This is a genomic window from Hydrogenophaga pseudoflava, from assembly GCF_004353865.1.
In the GTDB taxonomy this organism is placed as follows: Bacteria; Pseudomonadota; Gammaproteobacteria; order Burkholderiales; family Burkholderiaceae_C; genus Hydrogenophaga; species Hydrogenophaga pseudoflava.
In genome coordinates this window covers 2,689,591-2,706,080 of the sequence record NZ_CP037867.1, presented here as the reverse complement: position 1 = coordinate 2,706,080, position 16,490 = coordinate 2,689,591, and the positions used below count along the sequence as shown (strand labels likewise).

The 16,490-nt window shown below is 66.7% G+C and carries 13 protein-coding genes; 7 read left to right on the top strand and 6 right to left on the bottom strand.

Annotation, left to right across the window (positions count from 1 at the left end; genetic code table 11):
• The 6 genes from HPF_RS12995 to HPF_RS12970 all read right to left on the bottom strand — a co-directional run bounded on the left by HPF_RS12995 (position 1) and on the right by HPF_RS12970 (position 7,241).
• Positions 1 to 1,158, bottom strand: coding sequence for a thiolase (locus HPF_RS12995; RefSeq protein ID WP_133156834.1), 1,158 nt, complete (start codon positions 1,156 to 1,158; stop codon positions 1 to 3).
• A gap of 3 nt (positions 1,159 to 1,161) precedes the next feature.
• Positions 1,162 to 1,572 (bottom strand): Zn-ribbon domain-containing OB-fold protein, encoded by a 411-nt coding sequence (locus HPF_RS12990; protein WP_424955198.1) that lies wholly within the window; start codon positions 1,570 to 1,572, stop codon positions 1,162 to 1,164.
• Complete coding sequence (locus HPF_RS12985) at positions 1,572 to 2,744, bottom strand: acyl-CoA dehydrogenase family protein (protein WP_133156832.1); 1,173 nt, start codon at positions 2,742 to 2,744, stop codon at positions 1,572 to 1,574. Before HPF_RS12985 ends, HPF_RS12990 begins: the two co-directional genes overlap by 1 nt.
• A complete protein-coding gene (locus tag HPF_RS12980; protein WP_133156831.1) occupies positions 2,741 to 3,907 on the bottom strand; it encodes an acyl-CoA dehydrogenase family protein in 1,167 nt (388 codons plus the stop codon). The genes HPF_RS12985 and HPF_RS12980 overlap by 4 nt, the downstream gene beginning before the upstream one ends.
• Before the next feature lie 96 nt (positions 3,908 to 4,003).
• Positions 4,004 to 5,170: an acyl-CoA dehydrogenase family protein gene (locus tag HPF_RS12975; RefSeq protein WP_060986547.1), complete on the bottom strand. Its 1,167-nt coding sequence runs from the start codon at positions 5,168 to 5,170 to the stop codon at positions 4,004 to 4,006.
• A gap of 19 nt (positions 5,171 to 5,189) precedes the next feature.
• Positions 5,190 to 7,241: an NADPH-dependent 2,4-dienoyl-CoA reductase gene (locus HPF_RS12970; protein ID WP_133156830.1), complete on the bottom strand. Its 2,052-nt coding sequence runs from the start codon at positions 7,239 to 7,241 to the stop codon at positions 5,190 to 5,192.
• A 161-nt stretch (positions 7,242 to 7,402) separates the two neighbouring features.
• On the opposite strand from HPF_RS12970, the gene HPF_RS12965 reads away from it, so the two are divergent.
• From HPF_RS12965 to HPF_RS12935, 7 genes are all read left to right on the top strand, one after another.
• A complete protein-coding gene (locus HPF_RS12965; protein ID WP_133156829.1) occupies positions 7,403 to 8,566 on the top strand; it encodes an acyl-CoA dehydrogenase family protein in 1,164 nt (387 codons plus the stop codon).
• Between the two features lie 26 nt (positions 8,567 to 8,592).
• Complete coding sequence (locus HPF_RS12960; protein ID WP_243721577.1) at positions 8,593 to 9,363, top strand: enoyl-CoA hydratase/isomerase family protein; 771 nt, start codon at positions 8,593 to 8,595, stop codon at positions 9,361 to 9,363.
• Between the two features lie 34 nt (positions 9,364 to 9,397).
• Positions 9,398 to 11,005 (top strand): carboxyl transferase domain-containing protein, encoded by a 1,608-nt coding sequence (locus HPF_RS12955; protein WP_133158109.1) that lies wholly within the window; start codon positions 9,398 to 9,400, stop codon positions 11,003 to 11,005.
• Positions 11,006 to 11,080: 75 nt separating this feature from the next.
• Complete coding sequence (locus HPF_RS12950) at positions 11,081 to 13,078, top strand: acetyl/propionyl/methylcrotonyl-CoA carboxylase subunit alpha (protein WP_133156827.1); 1,998 nt, start codon at positions 11,081 to 11,083, stop codon at positions 13,076 to 13,078.
• 18 nt (positions 13,079 to 13,096) lie between these two features.
• Entirely contained in the window at positions 13,097 to 14,050 is a 954-nt protein-coding gene (locus HPF_RS12945) for a hydroxymethylglutaryl-CoA lyase (RefSeq protein WP_133156826.1), read from the top strand.
• Positions 14,051 to 14,055: 5 nt separating this feature from the next.
• The gene (locus tag HPF_RS12940) at positions 14,056 to 15,651 is read left to right on the top strand and encodes an acyl-CoA carboxylase subunit beta (protein WP_133158108.1); all 1,596 of its coding nucleotides are present in this window, start codon (positions 14,056 to 14,058) and stop codon (positions 15,649 to 15,651) included.
• A gap of 25 nt (positions 15,652 to 15,676) precedes the next feature.
• Positions 15,677 to 16,474, top strand: a complete 798-nt coding sequence (locus HPF_RS12935; RefSeq protein WP_133156825.1) for a crotonase/enoyl-CoA hydratase family protein — start codon at positions 15,677 to 15,679, stop codon at positions 16,472 to 16,474.
• The last annotated feature ends 16 nt before the right edge of the window (positions 16,475 to 16,490 follow it).

Genomic DNA, 16,490 nt, shown 5'->3' with positions numbered 1-16,490 from the left:
TCAGACGGTGGCGGCCGTGCCCAGCAGGGCCGTCACCTGGCTAGAAAGAACGCCCCCGTTGCCATGGCACAGCGCCACCTCGGCGCCGCGCACCTGCCGCGCTCCGGCCTCGCCGCGCAATTGCTGCACCGCCTCGATCAGCAGGAACATGCCGTACATGCCAGGGTGGCAGCACGACAGACCGCCGCCATTGGTGTTGACCGGCAACACGCCGCCCGGCGCGATGCGTCCGTCGCGCACAAAAGCGCCGCCTTCGCCCTCGGCGCAAAAGCCCAGGTCTTCGAGGAACAGCAGCGTGTTGATGGTGAACGCGTCGTACAGCTCCAGCACGTCCACATCCTTGGGCGACAGGCCGGCCAGGGCGAAGGCGCGCGGCCCCGACTCGGCGGCGGCGGTGACGGTCAGGTCGGGCATGGAGGCGATCTGGCGGTGCCAGGTGGCCGCGGCCGCACCCAGCACATAGACCGGCGGCTTGGGAAAGTCGCGCGCCCGCTCGCTCTTTACAAGCACCAGGGCGCCGCCACCGTCGGTGACCAGGCAGCAATCGAGCACCGACAGCGGATCGCTGACCATGCGCGCGGCCAGCACCTGTTCGATGCTGAGCGGATCGCGCGCATGGGCCAGCGGATTGAGTTGCGCCCATCGTCGCGCCGCGACCGCGATGTGGGCCAGGTCTTCGCGTGTGGTGCCGTACTGGTGCATGTGGCGCGCGGCGGCCAGGGCGTAGCTGGAGATCGGGTAGCGTGGCGCGTAGGGCGCCTCGTACAAAGGCGTCTCGGCCATCGACTTGAGCTTGCCGAAACCCGAGCCCTGGTTGCTGCCATAGCAGATCAGCGCCACCTCGCACTGGCCGGTGTGCAAGGCCATCGCGGCGGTGAGCAGGTGGCTGACGTAAGACGAGCCGCCGACCATGGTGGCTTCGCAGAATTTGGGCTTGGCGCCGAGATATTCCGCCACCGACAGGCCGGCCAGGAAGTGGTAGGACGAGCCTGTGAACAGGCCATCGACATCGGATAGTTTCAAGCCGGCGTCGGCCAGCGCGCCGTGTACCGCCTCGCCCAGGATTTCGAGCGCGCTGCGGCCGGGCGCCATGGGCACGCCGCCCAGGCTGGCGCCGACGATGGCGGCGCAGCCGCGCAGGGGTGAAATGGCGCTCATTGGTTAAGCTTCGCCCCGCGCCGCCGCCACGAAGACCAGCAGTTTGCCTTGGGCCGGATCATCGATCACGCGCGCCTGCACGGCCATGCCGATGCGCACCTGCTCGGGTGGCACGCCATCGACGCGCGACATCAGCCGCGGCCCCTCGGCCAGGTCCACCAGCGCGACGTTGAAGTCGCCGCCGGCCTCGGCCTTGCGCCGCACTGTGGTGCTGGAATAGACCTGAGCGGCCCCGCTGGCCTTGACCCAGCCAAGCCGCGCCGAGCCGCAATGCGGGCACAGCGCGCGCGGATAAAAGACATGCTGGCCGCAGGCGGCGCAGTGCTGGATCTGAAAGCGGCCCTGCGCCAGCGCGGCCGCGAATTGCGCGTCCGGGCCGGGGCCGGCGAAGGGCTGGCTGGCGCTGTGCGTCATCATGACGGCAGCTGCAGCACGCTGGCGGCCAGGATGTTGCGCTGCACCTCGTTGCTGCCGCCATAGATGGTGGCGGGCCTGGCGTTGTAGAAGGTGGTCAGCACGTCGGTCTTGCCGCCGGGCAGGGCGATGTCGCCAGGCATGCCACCGCTCGAGCCGGCGATGTCAACCAGCAGATCGGCCAGCCGCGAGTAGGTTTCGGTGGCGAACAGCTTGAGCATCGAGACATCGGGTCCCAGCGTTTCACCGCGTTTGACCTGCTCGATGAAGCGGCCGTAGAGCGCGCCCAGGTCGGCCACATCAAGGGCCAGCTTGGTGTAACGGTCCACAAAGCCGGTGTCTTGAAACAGGCCTAGGCGCTGAGCGGCTTCCTGCACCCGCGCCAGCGCGTACTGGCTTTGCTTGGGGCTGCCCAGGAAGATGCGCTCGAAGCCGAGCAGCGCCTTGGCGATGGTCCAGCCCTTGTTCAGCTCGCCGACGATGTTGGCGCGCGGCACGCGCACGTTTTCCAGGAAGACCTCGCAGAAGTCCTCGCTGCCCGCGATGTTGCGGATCGGGCGCACGCTGATGCCAGGCGTCTTCATGTCGGCCAGCAGGAAGCTGATGCCTTGCTGCTTCTTGGCCTGCTTGTCGGTGCGCACCAGCAGGAAGATGTGGGTGGCGTCCTGTGCCAGCGTGGTCCAGGTCTTTTGCCCGTTGACGATGAAGTGCTCGCCGTCGGCCACCGCCTCGGTGCGCAGGCTGGCCAGGTCGGAGCCAGAATTCGGCTCCGAATAACCCTGGCACCAGATGTGCTCGCCGGCCAGGATCTTGGGCAGATAGTCGGCGCGTTGCGCGTCGTTGCCGTGGTGGATCAGCAGCGGGCCGACCATGGTGATGCCCATGTCGGGCGCGCGCCCAACGCCCCAGCGCTCCTGCTCCTCGATGAAGATGATGAGCTTTTCGGGGCTCAGCCCCATGCCGCCATAGGAGCTGGGCCAGCTCGGGGCGACCCAGCCCTTTTGGGAGAGCGTCAGATACCAGTCCCTGATTTCGGCCCAGCGCAGCCGCCGTTTGGGATAGCGCAAGTCCTTGGGGTAGCGGGTTTCAAAGAATTCGCGCACGGTGGCGCGAAAGCTGCTGTTGTCGAGCGCGTTCCAGTCGGTGCCGGTGGTGGTCGAGGGCTTGTTCATGCGTGTTCCTGCTCGGTGGCGTTGCGGGTGAGGTCGGCGTAGCGGCGGCGCTGGAGCGTGCCGTTGCCCAGCCAGGCGGCAAGCACCAGGGCGCGTTGCAGATACAGTCCCAGCTCGTATTCGTCGGTGACGCCGATGGCGCCGTGCAGTTGCACCGCTTCGCGTGCCACTTGCAGCCCGGCGTCCGACGCGCGCGCCTTGACGCGGCTGGCCATGGCCGAGCGTGCCGTGGCGTCGGCCTGCGGGTCGTCAAGCAGGGCGACGGCCTGCGATACCACGCTGGCGGTCAGTTCCTGCTGGATCAGAAGGTCGACGGCGCGGTGCTGCAGCGACTGGAAGCTGCCGATCGGCTTGCCGAACTGGACGCGCGTGCGCAGGTAGTCCAGCGTCATGGTCAGCATGCCGCGCACCAGGGCCAGCAGTTCGACACTGCTCAGCACCAGGGTTTCGTCATAGGCGCGGGCGAGGGCGGCCACGGCGGCCGGTCCTTCGGCCAGCAGGTGCCCGGCAGGCAGGCGAACGCTGTTGAAGTCGAGCTGCGCCGCATAGCTGCCGTCGGCCAGCGGCTGGCTCGACAGGGTGAGGCCGGAGGCATTGGCCGGCACCCAGACCAGGGCCAGACCGTTCGCTCCGCTGGCACTGACGATGTAGCCGTCGGCGCCGGCGCCAGGGCGCACATGGCGTTTGCCGCCGCTCAGCATCAGGCCATCGCCCGCGCGCTCCAGCCGGGTGGCCGCCTGGTCGAGAGGGTCTTGCGCGCCGGTGACCTGCTCCTGCCAGGCCACGGCAGGCAGGGTGCGCCCCTCGGCGAGTTCGGTCAGCAGGCGTGTCGCCAGCTCGGTGGCGCCCGCATGCGCCAGCAGCCGGCCGGCGAAGACCAGCACCGGCACCACCGGTTCGGGCGCGACCTGAGCGGCCAGGGCGGCGGCCACCTCGGCCATCTCGGCGAAGCCCTGTTCGTAGCCGCCCAGTGATTCGGGCACCAGCAGCCCGGTCCAGCCCTGCTCGGCCAGGGCGCTCCAGAAACGGCGGTCGTAGCCGGGTGCCTGGTGGCGCAGGGCGCGTGCGCGGTGCAGAGGCGACTCTTTGGTGGCGAAACCGAGCGCACTCTCGCGCAGCATGTTGAGTTGGTCGGCGCGTTCGCTGTCGGGAGGGGTGGTCATGATGGGGTGGGGGATGTCATGGGTGAAAAGAGGGTGACGCTGGATGCCGCAGGAATGTCGGCGGCGAGTTCCGCAGTGAGTGTCAAAGCGTGAGCGTCAATAGGATTTGGGCAGGCCCAGCACCTTCTCGGCGATGAAGCACAGGATGAGCTGCGGGCTGATCGGCGCGATGCGCGGAATCATCATCTCGCGCAGGTAGCGCTCGACGTGGTACTCCTTGGCGTAACCGAAACCGCCGAGTGTGGCCATGGCGCGCTGGCAGGCATTGAAGCCGGCCTCGGCTGCCATGTACTTGGCCGCATTGGCGTCGGCGCCGCAGGGCAGGTTGTTGTCGTATTTCCATGCCGCGCGCATCGTCATCATCTCGGCTGCTTCCAGTTCCATCCACGATTGCGCCAGCGGATGCTGGATCGACTGGTTTTGCCCGATCGGCCGATCAAAGACCACGCGTTCGCCGGCGTACTTGACGGCCACCTGCAGCGCCGCGCGGCCCAGGCCGATCGCCTCGCCCGCGATCAGCACCCGCTCGGGGTTCATGCCGTGCAGGATGTATTCGAAGCCGCGGCCCTCTTCCCCGATGCGGTCCTCCACCGGCACCCGCAGGCCGTCGATGAAGACCTGGTTCGAATCGACCGCCTTGCGCCCCATCTTCTCGATCTCCCGCACCTCTACAAAACGGCGGTCGAGGTCGGTGTAGAACAGGCTCAGGCCGAAGCTCGGCTTCTTGCAGTCTTCGGCCGCAGTGGTGCGTGCGAGGATCAGCATCTTCTCGGCCACCTGGGCGGTTGAAATCCAGACCTTCTGGCCGGACAACACATAGTGGTCGCCCACCCGATCAGCGCGGGTTTTCAATCGGGTGGTGTTCAGGCCGGTGTCAGGCTCGGTGACGGCGAAGCAGGCCTTTTCCCGGCCCGCGATCAGCGGCGGCAGCATGCGGCGTTTCTGTTCCTCGTTGCCGAACACGGCCACCGGCTGCAGGCCGAAAATATTCATGTGCACCGCCGATGCGCCGGACAGCCCGGCACCCGACTGTGAAATGGCCTGCATCATCACGGTGGCTTCAGTGATGCCCAGTCCGCCGCCGCCGTATTCCTGCGGCAGGCAAATGCCGAGCCAGCCCCCCTCGGCCAGGGCGCGGTGCAGCTCATGCGGAAAACCGCCCAGCCGGTCGCGTTCGAGCCAGTAAGCGTCGTCGAAGCGGGCGCAGATTTTGACGATCGCATCGCGAATCGATTCATGTTCTGGGTGGGGTGCGAAATCCATGGGGGTGTTTTTGGTGAGTTCAGATGGCCAGGCCGAGGCGTGTGCCCTGGTCAATGGCACGCAAGGCGTCCAGTTCGGCGGCAACCGCCGCACCGCCGATGATCTCGGGCGCCAGGCCGAGCGCGCGCAATTCGGTGGCCAGCGTGTTCTCGCTGTCCTGGCCGGCGCAAATGACGATGGTGTCCACATCGAGCGTTTGCGGCTGCCCCTGGATGCTCAGGTGCAGTCCGGCGTCGTCGATGCGCTCATAGCTGCAGCCCGACAGCATGCGCAGGCCGCGTCGTGCCAGTTCGGCCTTGAGCGCCCAGCCCGTGGTCATGCCCAGGCTGCGCCCGGGTTTTTCCGGTTTGCGCTGCAACAGGGTGACCTCGCGTGGCGATGTCACGGGCAGCATCGGTTTGAGGCCACCCGCGGCTGAGGGTGAGGTATCGACACCCCATTCAGCGTGAAACCGGTCGACCGCCTGCGGCGCGCTGGCGTCCCCGGCCTGTTCTTCGTGCAGCAGGAATGCCGCCACGTCGAAACCGATCCCCCCGGCGCCAATCACCGCGACCCGGCGGCCCGCCTGCACCCGGCCCGACAGCAGGTCGGCATAAGCCACGACTTTCGGATGCTCGATACCCGGGATCTGCGGCAGGCGCGGGCGCACGCCGGTGGCGATCACGATGCGGTCGTACGGGGCCTTGGCGAGCGCTTGGGCCTCAACCCGGCTGCCAAGTTTGAGCCTGACGCCATGCCGTGCCACACCCTGTTGAAAGTAGCGCAACAGTTCATTGAACTCCTGCTTGCCCGGCACGGCCCGAGCCAGGTTCAACTGGCCGCCGATCTCTGGCGCGGCCTCGAACAGGGTGACCGCGTGTCCGCGAGCGGCGGTGCTCAGCGCGCAGGCCAGCCCGGCCGCGCCGGCGCCGACCACCGCCACCTTGCGTTGCGCCGCCCGTGGCGGCAGCCGCGAGAATTCGAGTTCGCGGCCAGCGCGGGGGTTGACCAGGCAGGTGGCGGGCCGGTCGGTGAAGATGTAGTCGAGACAGGCCTGGTTGCAGGCGATGCAGGTGTTGATCTCATCGGCGCGACCCTGCGCCGCCTTGGCGATGAAGTCGGCGTCGGCCAGGAAGGGGCGCGCCATCGAGACCATGTCGGCATCGCCGCTGGCAAGAATCTCTTCGGCCAGCGCGGGCGTGTTGATGCGGTTGGAGGTGATGACCGGAATCGATACGGCCTTTTTGACCCGGGCCGCCGCGAAGCGCCAGGCGGCGCGTGGCACCACGTAGGCAATGGTGGGTATGCGCGCTTCGTGCCAGCCGATGCCGGTGTTGAGGATGTCGGCGCCGGCGCCCTGTACGGCCTGGGCTAGTTGGGCGATTTCGTCCGCCGGGGCGCCGCCTTCGACCAGATCCAGTGCCGACACACGGTACATCAGCAAAAACTGCGGTCCCACCTGTTCGCGCACGCGACGCACGATCTCCACCGGCAGGCGGTGGCGATTTTCCATGCTGCCGCCGAATTCGTCGCTGCGGTCGTTGGTGCGCGTGACGGTGAACTGGTTGAGCAGGTAGCCTTCCGAGCCCATGATCTCGACGCCGTCAAAGCCGGCGCGCTGGGCGAGTTCGGCGCAGCGCACGAAGTCGGCGATCGTTTGCCAGACTTCGGCCGTGCTCAAGGCTCGGGGCCCGCGCGGATTGATCGGGGACGGAATGCCGGAGGCGCCGACCGGCCGTGCGACCTTGGCGTAGCGGCCGGTATGCAGGATTTGCAGAATGATCTTGCCGCCCTCGGCATGCACCGCCTGAGGAATGGGTTTGAGCGCATCGGCCTGCTCCGGCGTGACGAGCAGGGGGCCGGTTTCATCCAGCAGGCCATCCTGGCAGGGCGCATAGCCGCCGGTGACGATCAGGCCGACGCCACCGCGCGCCCGCTCCGCATAGAACAGGGACAGGCGCTCTATCGGCCGATCCAGCGACTCCAGTCGCGTGTGCATGGAGCCCATCAGCGCCCGGTTCCGAAGAACATGCGCACCGACCTTCAGTGGAGACAGCAGTCTTGAAAAGGGAACTGCGGGACTGTGGGTCATGTAAAAAATCTCCTGCATATCTAACTAACGCCTGTTCGGTGCTATAGTAACAAGGAACCACCGCGTTTTGCAATCGGGGTTCTCTTCATTTTTTTGTTTCTGGCTGCTGTCGGGCGCGGGAGGCAGTCGTTTTCAGCAGCAGTCAACCAGGAGATATGGCCATGATTTTTGATGACGATCAAATTGCGTTGCGTGACGTGGCGCGCCGCTTTGCACGCGAGAAGCTCAGGCCCGATTACCAAAAGCGCGAGTCGCAGCCGGGTATTGACCGGGCGCTGTTCAGGGAAATGGGGTCCCTCGGCCTGATCGGTGTCGATTTGTCCGAGGAGTATGGTGGCCTGGGCCTGAGTGGCGTCACGGCGGGCCTCATTACCGAGGAAATCGCCTATGGCGACTTCAACGTGAGCTATATGCAGTTGCTGAGCTCGCTGATGGGCGCCATCATCCATGCCAATGCGTCCCCCGAGCTGGCGCGCACCTGGAACAGCCGGATCGTGGCGGGCGAGGCCATCGTCGCCCTGGGTCTGACCGAGCCGCGGGGCGGCTCGGATGCCGCCAACCTGCAGCTCAAGGCGCGCCGCGTTGGCGACGAGTACATCCTCTCGGGTGAGAAGACCTCCATCACCTTTGCCGACCAGGCCGATGCCATGGTGCTGTTCGCGCGCACCGGCAAGCCAGAGGATGGCGCGCGCGGTATCACGGCCTTGCTGGTGGAGTTGAACCAGAAAGGCGTGCAGCGCACCCGCTTCAACGACGTCGGCAGCAAAATCATCGGCCGCGGCTCGGTGTTCTTCGACGACGTGCGGGTGCCGGTCGAGAACCGGCTGGGGGCGGAAGGCAAGGGCTTCACGCAGGTGATGCAGGGCTTTGACTTCAGCCGCATCCTGATCGCCCTGCAGTGCTTGGCGGCGGCGCAGGCCTCGATCGACGAAACCTGGGAATACGTGAAGGAGCGCCAGACCTTCGGCGCACCGTTGGCGCAGTACCAGGGCGTGAGCTTTCCGATTGTCGAATTCGAGACGTTGATTTCCGCTTGCCGCCAGCTTTGTTACCACGGTCTGGCCTTGCGCGACGCGGGTCAACCGCACACCGCGGAAGCCGCCATGGTCAAGTGGATGGCCCCCAAGACCTCGTTTGACGCCATCCATCAGTGCCTCCTGACCTTTGGCCACTATGGCTGGTCGATGGATCTGCCGCACCAGCAGCGCATGCGTGATGTGATGGGTCTGGAAATCGGCGACGGCACGGCGCAAATCATGAAGCTGATCATCGCCCGCGAGCGTGTGGGCCGCGCTGCCGTGCAATACGCCAAGGAGAGCAAATAATGCAAACCGGGAATCAGGCATCCCCCGTGGTGGTCAGCCGCAGCGGCACGGTCGGGATCATCGAGCTGGCCCGTCCCGAAAAATTCAATTGCCTGTCGATGTCCGTGCATGAGGGCATCGAGGCTGCTCTTGATGAATTCGAGCAGCCCGGCTCCGGCGTGCGCGCCATCCTGATCCGGGCGCAGGGCAAGCATTTCTGCACCGGTGCCGACCTGGACGAGGTGAAGTCCTTGCGCGGCGATCCCGCCAGGCTGAAGCATTTCATCGCTTATGGCCATGGCGTGCTCAAGCGCCTGGAGCGCAGCGATCTGCCGGTGGTGGCGGCCTGTCAGGGCCTGACCCTGGCGGGCGGCAGCGAACTGATGCTGGCCTGCGACATCATTTTTGCAGCCAAGGACGCGCGTTTTGGCGACCAGCATGCCCAGTTCGGCCTGATTCCGGGCTGGGGTGGTAGTCAGCGCATGCCGCGCATCGTCGGCCTGCGGCGCGGCCTGGACCTGTTTTTTTCGGCGCGCTGGATCGATGCCGACACGGCCGGGCAATGGGGGCTGGTCAACTATGTGGTCGAACCCGAACAACTGGGTGAAGCGGCGCTCGCCTACTGCACCAGACTCGCCACGCGCAGCCGGATCGGCATCGCCACCATGAAGCGCCTCGCCCGTCAGGGCATGGAGGGTTCATCGGAGGCCGGTCTCCAGCTCGAGGAGGATCTGGCCAGCGCCGCCTTGCTCGATGACGATGTGAGTGAAGGTCTGGCGGCGTTCGAGGCGCGTCGCACGCCGGTGTTCAAGTCCTGATGACTTTCCCTTTCGAATTGGTGCGAGAACGCAAATGACCATCCTCTCCTCACGTGTGTCGACTTCGGACGACGAATTTCGACTCAATCGCGAAGCCTACGAGGCCGTGATTGCGAATCTGCAGAGCCGTCGCCAACAGGCGCTTGCCGGGGGCCCTCTGAAAGCGCGGGAAAAACACCTGGCGCGCAACAAGATCCTGCCGCGCCATCGGGTCGAAGTGCTGCTCGATCCGGGTTCGCCCTTCCTGGAAGTCGGCATGCTGGCCGGTGAAGGCCTGTACGACGGCGTGCCGCCCGGCGCCAGCATCATCACCGGCATTGGCCTGGTGCAGGGCCGTGCGTGCATGATCATCGCCAACGACGCCACCGTGAAGGGCGGCACCTACTACGGCATGACCTGCAAGAAACACGTGCGGGCGCAGCAGATTGCCTGGCAGCACCGCCTGCCCTGCATCACGCTGGTTGACAGCGGCGGGGCGTTTCTGCCGGAGATGGCCAACATCTTTCCCGATGTCGGACAGTTCGGCAGCATCTTCAACAACCAGGTCCGCATGTCGGCCGAGGGTATCCAGCAGATTGCCGTCGTGATGGGGCCCTGCACGGCGGGTGGCGCCTATATTCCGGCTCTGTGCGACGAGGCGGTGATTGTCAAGGAGCAGGGCTATATGTACCTCGGTGGCCCCGAGTTGACGTTTGCCGCCACCGGCGAGACGGTGGATGCCGAGTCGCTGGGGGGGGCCAGGATGCACTGCAGCGTCAGTGGCGTCACCGACCATATCGCCGAAGATGACCGCCACGCGCTGGCCATCACGCGTGAGATCGTGCGCGATCTGGGCGAGCAAGCCCAACCGCGCTGGACGCGTCAGCCCTCGGTGCCGCCGCGTTTCGACCCGCGTGAGATTTACGGCATCATCAGCCGCGACACCAAGATTCCGACCGACACGCGCGAGATTCTGGCGCGCTTCGTCGATGACAGCCGGTTCCAGGAATTCAAGCCGATGTACGGCGACACCCTGTTGACCGGTTTTGCCCGTATCCACGGCCACGAGATTGGCATCCTCGCCAACCAGGGCGTGCTGTTCCCGGAAAGCGCGATGAAGGCGGCGCACTTTATTGATTTGTGCTGCCAGCGCGACATCCCGCTGCTGTTCATGGCCGACGTGACCGGCTTCATGGTCGGGCGCGCCGCCGAGCAGGCCGGCATCGCCAAGGCCGGCGCCAAGATGATCACGGCCATGGCCTCGGCCAACGTGCCCAAGTACACCATCATCATGGGTGCCTCTTACGGCGCTGGCTACCTGGCCATGTGTGGCCGGCCGTTCAATCCGACCGCGATGTTCGCCTGGCCGACCGGCCGCGCGGCCATCATGGGCCCGGATCAGGCCGCCACCGTGATGGCGCTGGTGCGCAAGCAGATCAACAAGACCGAGGGCCGCGAATGGACGCCCGAGGAAGAAGAAGCCTTCAAGGTACCGGTGCGCAAGATTTACGAAGACTTCCAGCCCGCCACCAACTTCTCTTCCAACCTGTGGGTCGACGGCATTCTTGATCCGGTGGAAACGCGCGATGCCATGGGGCTGTTGCTCGACCTCGCTTCGCGCACCGCCGCCAAACCGACGCCGTTCGGCGTTTTTCGTTTCTAACCAGGACGCAAACCATGCAACGCATCCACACCGTCTTGATGGCCAACTTCCTTCGCCGCTCTGGAGGCCTTGGGCATGCTTAAGAAAATCCTCATTGCGAACCGAGGCGAGATCGCCTGCCGCATTGCCCGTACTTGCCGCAAGCTCGGCCTGTCCGTGGCCACGGTGCATTCCAGCGCTGACCGGTTTGCCCGCCATGTGCGCGAGATCGGGGAATCGGTCGAGATCGGGGGCGCCGCGCCCAGCGAGAGTTACCTCAACATCGACGCCATCATCGCGGCGGCCAGGCGCGTCGGCGCCGACGCCGTGCATCCGGGCTACGGCTTCGTCTCCGAGAACGCGGACTTCGTGCGCGCGCTTGAAGCGGCTGGCCTGACCTTCATCGGCCCCCGGGCCGACACCATGGAGCGCGTGGGCGGCAAGGCCAGCGCCAAGCGCGAGGCGGCCCGGCTCGGCGTGCCGGTCATCCCCGGCAGTGAAGGCGGCATGAGCGATCCGTCCGAGGTGTCGCGCCTGGTGCGCGGCATGACGCTGCCGGTGCTGCTCAAGGCGGTGGCCGGCGGAGGCGGCCGCGGCATGGCGGTGGTCGAGACGCTGGAGGGGCTGGAGGCACGCATCGAGAGCGCCATGCGCGAGGCCGAAAAAGCCTTCGGCAATGGCGAACTGATCGTCGAACGCTACCTGCCGCAGGTGCGCCATCTTGAAGTGCAGGTCGCCGGTGACGGCCAGGGCCATGCCATCCACCTGTTCGAGCGCGAGTGCACTTTGCAGCGCCGCCATCAAAAAGTGATCGAGGAAGCGCCCTCGGCCGGCCTCGGCCCGCGTCTGCGCGAGGCTATCCTGGCCGATGCGGTGAAGCTGGCCGCCGGCGTGAACTACCGCGGCCTGGGTACCGTGGAGTTCGTTGTTGCCGGTGACGCGCACTACTTCCTGGAAGTCAACCCGCGCTTGCAGGTCGAGCACCCGGTGACCGAAGAAGTCACCGGGCTCGATCTGGTGGCGCTGCAGCTGCGCATTGCCGACACCGGGTGCTTGCCGCTGGCGCAAGCCGATGTGGTGTGTCGGGGTCACGCCTTCGAGGCGCGGCTGTGCGCGGAAGATGCCGACGCCGGTTTCCTGCCGGCCATGGGTCGGCTCGATGTCGTCGATTTTTCGCGCTCGGGCGTGCGCATCGAGTCGGGGGTGGACAGCGGAGACGAGATCTCGCCGCACTACGACTCGATGATCGCCAAGCTCATCGCCCATGGCCCCGACCGCGAGTCGGCCCGTCGGGCATTGGTGGCTGGATTGCGCGAGAGCACGGTCATCGGGCTGGTGACCAACCTGCGGTTTCTGCATGAACTGCTCGAATGGCCGGAAACCCGCGACGCCAGTTTCCATACCCGCCTGATTGACGAGCGTCATGCGCAGCGGGGCGTGGTCGCGCCCGCGGCCGTGCCGGTGGAGCACCTGGCGGCGGCCGCGCTGTACTGGCTGGCGCAGCGGCGCGCGGAGTCGCCCGCGCTGGGCTGCTGGACCCTGTGGGACGGTTTCACCGGCTGGCGCCTGAGCAGTGGGCCGATTCAGGCCGCGCCCCAGGCGGCCCTGGTGTTGAAGGCGGGCGCGGCAGAGTGGCCGGTCCGGTTTTCCGCTCGCGCCGCCGATGGCGCCTGCACCCTGGCCATCGGCGACGAGGTGACGCAGGCCGCGCTGTCGCCGATCCCGGGTGGGCGCCGCCTGTTGCAGTGCGGCGGGCGGGCGCTGGAGCTGACCATCCAGGGCGATGCGCAGCAGGTCGAGCTCTCCAGCGCGCTGGGCAGCAGCGTGTTCACCGCGGAACCCTATCTGGGAGGCGCCGCCGGTGACGCCGCCTCCAGCGGGCAATTGGGCGCACCGATGATGGGCAAGGTGGTCGCGGTCAAGGCGGCGGTTGGCGATTCGGTCGCCATCGGCCAGACCGTGATAGTGCTCGAATCGATGAAGATGGAGCTGCACGTCACGGCGCCGTTCGAAGGCAGCCTGAGCAGCCTGCGCTGCCGGGTTGGCGACATGGTCGAGCGCCACCAGGTGCTGGCCGAAGTCCGTCCGGTCTGATCGAAGGAGATGGCGGCGATGAGTGACTTGCCCGCCTCGGTCGAGTTCCATGAGGAGGGGCCGCGCGAGGGCTTCCAGATGGAGCCGCGGACCTATCCGCTGGGCGATCGCGCCGCGTTGATTGATGCTTTGGCGGCCTCGGGCTTGAAGCACATCCAGGTGGCTTCCTTTGTCAGCCCGCGCGCGGTGCCGCAGATGGCCGATACCGCCGAGCTGTTCGCCGCCATCGTCAAGCGCCCAGGCACCCGCTACACGGCGCTCTGGCTCAACGACAACGGATTCGAGCGTGCGCGTGCCTGCGAGCAGGTGGACCTGGACGGCAGGCTGATGTTCTACACCACGGAGCCGTTTTCGCAGCGCAACAACAACTGCAGCGTGGCCGAGATGCGCGAACGCCAGCTCGGCTGGCTGGACCGCTACATCGCCCTGGGCATTCCGGTGGAAAAGGCCTACGTGATCACGGCTTTTGGCTGCAATCTCGGGGGTGCCGTGCCGCTGTCGTCCGTCACCGACCACATACGCTGGCTGCTTGATGCCTGCGCCGACCGGAGCGTGCCGCTGCCAGCGGTTTACCTGGCCGATACCATGGGATGGGCCCATCCCGAGGAGATCAAGCGTCGCATCGGGGCGGTACGCGAGATCGTGCCCGATGCACGCATCGGGCTGCACCTGCACGACACGCGCGGCGTCGGCGGCGCCAACGTCTATGCGGCCTTGCAGATGGGTGTCCGGCTGTTCGACAGTTCGGTCGCCGGTCTGGGCGGATGCCCGTTCGCCGGCCACAAGCATGGCGGCGCGGCGGGCAATATTTGCACCGAGGACATGGTGTTCATGTGCCAGGAACTCGGTATTGAGACCGGCATCGACCTGGAGGTGCTGATTGAGGCGGCTCGGCTGGCCGAGCGCATCATTGGCCGGGCATTGTCGGGCCATGTGATGCACAGTGGCTCGCTCGCTGCAATGAAGGGATGACGCAGATGACTCAGATCGAAAGCCGTATCGATACCCGCGGCGATGCCTACGCCCAGGCGCTGGGGCAGGGCCGATCACAGGCCGAGACGCTGCGTGCGCGTCTGGTCGCGGTGGCGAGCGGCGGGCGCGACGCGCACATCCGGCGCCACCGCGAGCGCGGCAAGCTGCTGGTGCGCGAGCGCATCGACTTTCTCGTTGATGATGGCAGCGCCTTCCTGGAACTCTCGCCGCTGGCGGCCTGGGGCCAGTATGGCAACGAGGTGCCGGGCGCGGGCATCGTCACCGGCGTCGGCATGGTGGCCGGTCGGCCCTGCATGCTCATCGCCAATGATGCCACGGTCAAAGGCGGCTCGTTCTTCCATGAAACCGTCAAAAAACATATCCGGGCGCAGGACATCGCCGAGCGTCTGCGGCTACCCTGCCTGTATCTCGTGGACTGCGGCGGCGCCTTCCTGCCGGAGCAGGACCGCGTGTTCCCTGACAAGGACCACTTCGGCAACAGTTTTCACCGCCAGTGCCGCATGTCGCAGGCCGGTCTGCCGCAGATTTCGGCCGTGTTTGGCGGCTGCACCGCGGGCGGGGCCTACATTCCGGCGCTGTCCGACGAGGTGGTGATGGTGCGTGGCAATGCGCGCATCCACCTCGGCGGCCCGTCCATCGTCAAGATTGCGATCAACGAAGTGGCCGATGGCGAAACCCTCGGTGGCGCCGAGATGCACAGCCGCGTCTCCGGCGTCAGCGACCATCTGGCCGAGGACGAGCACCAGGCGCTGGCGATGCTGCGCCAGATCGTGGCCAGCCTGCCGCCCGAGCCCGCGCTGGCGCCGCCGCTGTTGCCCAGCCCGCCACGCTACGATCCGGGCGAACTCGACGGCATCGTGCCGGCTGATCCCAAGCAGCCCTACGACGCGCGCGAGATCATTGCGCGGCTTCTCGATGGCAGTGCCTTCCATGAGTTCAAGCCGCTGTGGGGCGAGACGCTGGTGACCGGCTTCGGCGCGATCCACGGCCAGCCCGTGGCCGTTCTGGCCAACAACGGCGCGCTGCTGGCCGAGTCGGCCCTGAAGGGCGCGCACTTCATCGAGCTGGCCAACCAGCGTGGCGTGCCGCTGCTGTTTTTGCAAAACATTCCCGGCTTCATGGTGGGCACCGAGGCCGAGCGCGGCGGCATTGCCAAGCACAGCGCCAAGATGGTCTATGCCATGGCCTGCGCCCGCGTGCCCAAGCTGACGCTGGTCGTCGGCGGCTCTTATGGCGCGGGCAACTACGGCATGTGCGGCCGCGGTTTCGAGCCCGAATTCCTGTTCGCCTGGCCCAGCGCCCGGGTGGCGACCATGAGCGCCGACATCGCCAGCAATGTGATGGTCGAGCTGGCGCGTTCCAATCTGCGCGGCCCGGCCGACGAGGCCCGGCTGGCCGAAACCGAACGCCAGGTGCGTGAGCAATACGCGCGCCAGAGCGACCCCTATTACGCCACCTCCCGGCTGTGGGACGACGGCCTGATCGAGCCTTCGGCCTCGCGCGATGTGCTCGGCCTGGCGCTGGCGCTGGCGGCGCGCCGTGCGCTGCCGGACACCGCCACCCCTGTCTATCGCATGTAACCCTGTCCATCCAGAGACCTGTCCCATGAACACACCCGCCTACGAAACCCTGCAACTTGCCGTCGATGCGCGCGGCGTGGCCCGCCTCACGCTGAACCGCCCCGACACCCACAACGCGCTCAACGCCACCCTGATCGGCGAGCTGCGCCGTGCGGTCGAATGGCTGGGCGCCGCCGAGGGCGTGCGCGCGCTGGTGCTCACTGGCGCCGGCAAGACTTTTTGCGCGGGCGGCGACCTCGGCTGGATGCGGGACAACATGACGAAGAGCCGGGCCGAGCGCGTCAGCGAAAGCGGCGATCTGGCGCTGATGCTGCGGGCACTGAATGACCTGCCGATGCCAGTCATTGGCCGCATCAACGGCCCCGCCTATGGTGGCGGCGTCGGCATGATCTCGGTGTGCGACATGACCATCGCGGTCGATACCGGCGTCTATTCGCTGACCGAGGTCCGCCTGGGCCTGCTGCCGGCCAACATCGCGCCCTATGTGGTGGCGCGCATGGGCGAGGCCAACGCACGGCGCACCTTCCTGACGGCGCGCCGCATGGGGGCGACCGAGGCGCAGCGCCTGGGCCTGCTGTCCGAGGTGGTGGCGGCGGACCAGCTCGACGCCGCCGTCGAGCGCGAACTCGCCGACCTGCTGCAGTGCGCGCCCGGCGCGGTGGCGGCCACCAAGAAGTTGATCGCCTACGTGCATTCGCATGACCTGGACACCAACATGATCTACGCCGCCGACAAGCTGGCCGATGCCTGGGAAACCGAAGAAGGGCGCGAAGGCATCGCCGCCTTCTTCGGCAAGCGCCAGCCTGCGTGGCGGCAGGCCTGAGGTCAAGATGAATATG

Bases quoted from the DNA above. Each gene is read 5' to 3' on its own strand.
- HPF_RS12995 (WP_133156834.1), bottom strand. From the start codon at position 1,158: ATGAGCGCCATTTCACCCCTGCGCGGCTGCGCCGCCATCGTCGGCGCC.
- HPF_RS12990 (WP_424955198.1), bottom strand. From the start codon at position 1,572: ATGACGCACAGCGCCAGCCAGCCCTTCGCCGGCCCCGGCCCGGACGCG.
- HPF_RS12985 (WP_133156832.1), bottom strand. From the start codon at position 2,744: ATGAACAAGCCCTCGACCACCACCGGCACCGACTGGAACGCGCTCGAC.
- HPF_RS12980 (WP_133156831.1), bottom strand. From the start codon at position 3,907: ATGACCACCCCTCCCGACAGCGAACGCGCCGACCAACTCAACATGCTG.
- HPF_RS12975 (WP_060986547.1), bottom strand. From the start codon at position 5,170: ATGGATTTCGCACCCCACCCAGAACATGAATCGATTCGCGATGCGATC.
- HPF_RS12970 (WP_133156830.1), bottom strand. From the start codon at position 7,241: ATGACCCACAGTCCCGCAGTTCCCTTTTCAAGACTGCTGTCTCCACTG.
- HPF_RS12965 (WP_133156829.1), top strand. From the start codon at position 7,403: ATGATTTTTGATGACGATCAAATTGCGTTGCGTGACGTGGCGCGCCGC.
- HPF_RS12955 (WP_133158109.1), top strand. From the start codon at position 9,398: ATGACCATCCTCTCCTCACGTGTGTCGACTTCGGACGACGAATTTCGA.
- HPF_RS12950 (WP_133156827.1), top strand. From the start codon at position 11,081: ATGCTTAAGAAAATCCTCATTGCGAACCGAGGCGAGATCGCCTGCCGC.
- HPF_RS12945 (WP_133156826.1), top strand. From the start codon at position 13,097: ATGAGTGACTTGCCCGCCTCGGTCGAGTTCCATGAGGAGGGGCCGCGC.
- HPF_RS12940 (WP_133158108.1), top strand. From the start codon at position 14,056: ATGACTCAGATCGAAAGCCGTATCGATACCCGCGGCGATGCCTACGCC.
- HPF_RS12935 (WP_133156825.1), top strand. From the start codon at position 15,677: ATGAACACACCCGCCTACGAAACCCTGCAACTTGCCGTCGATGCGCGC.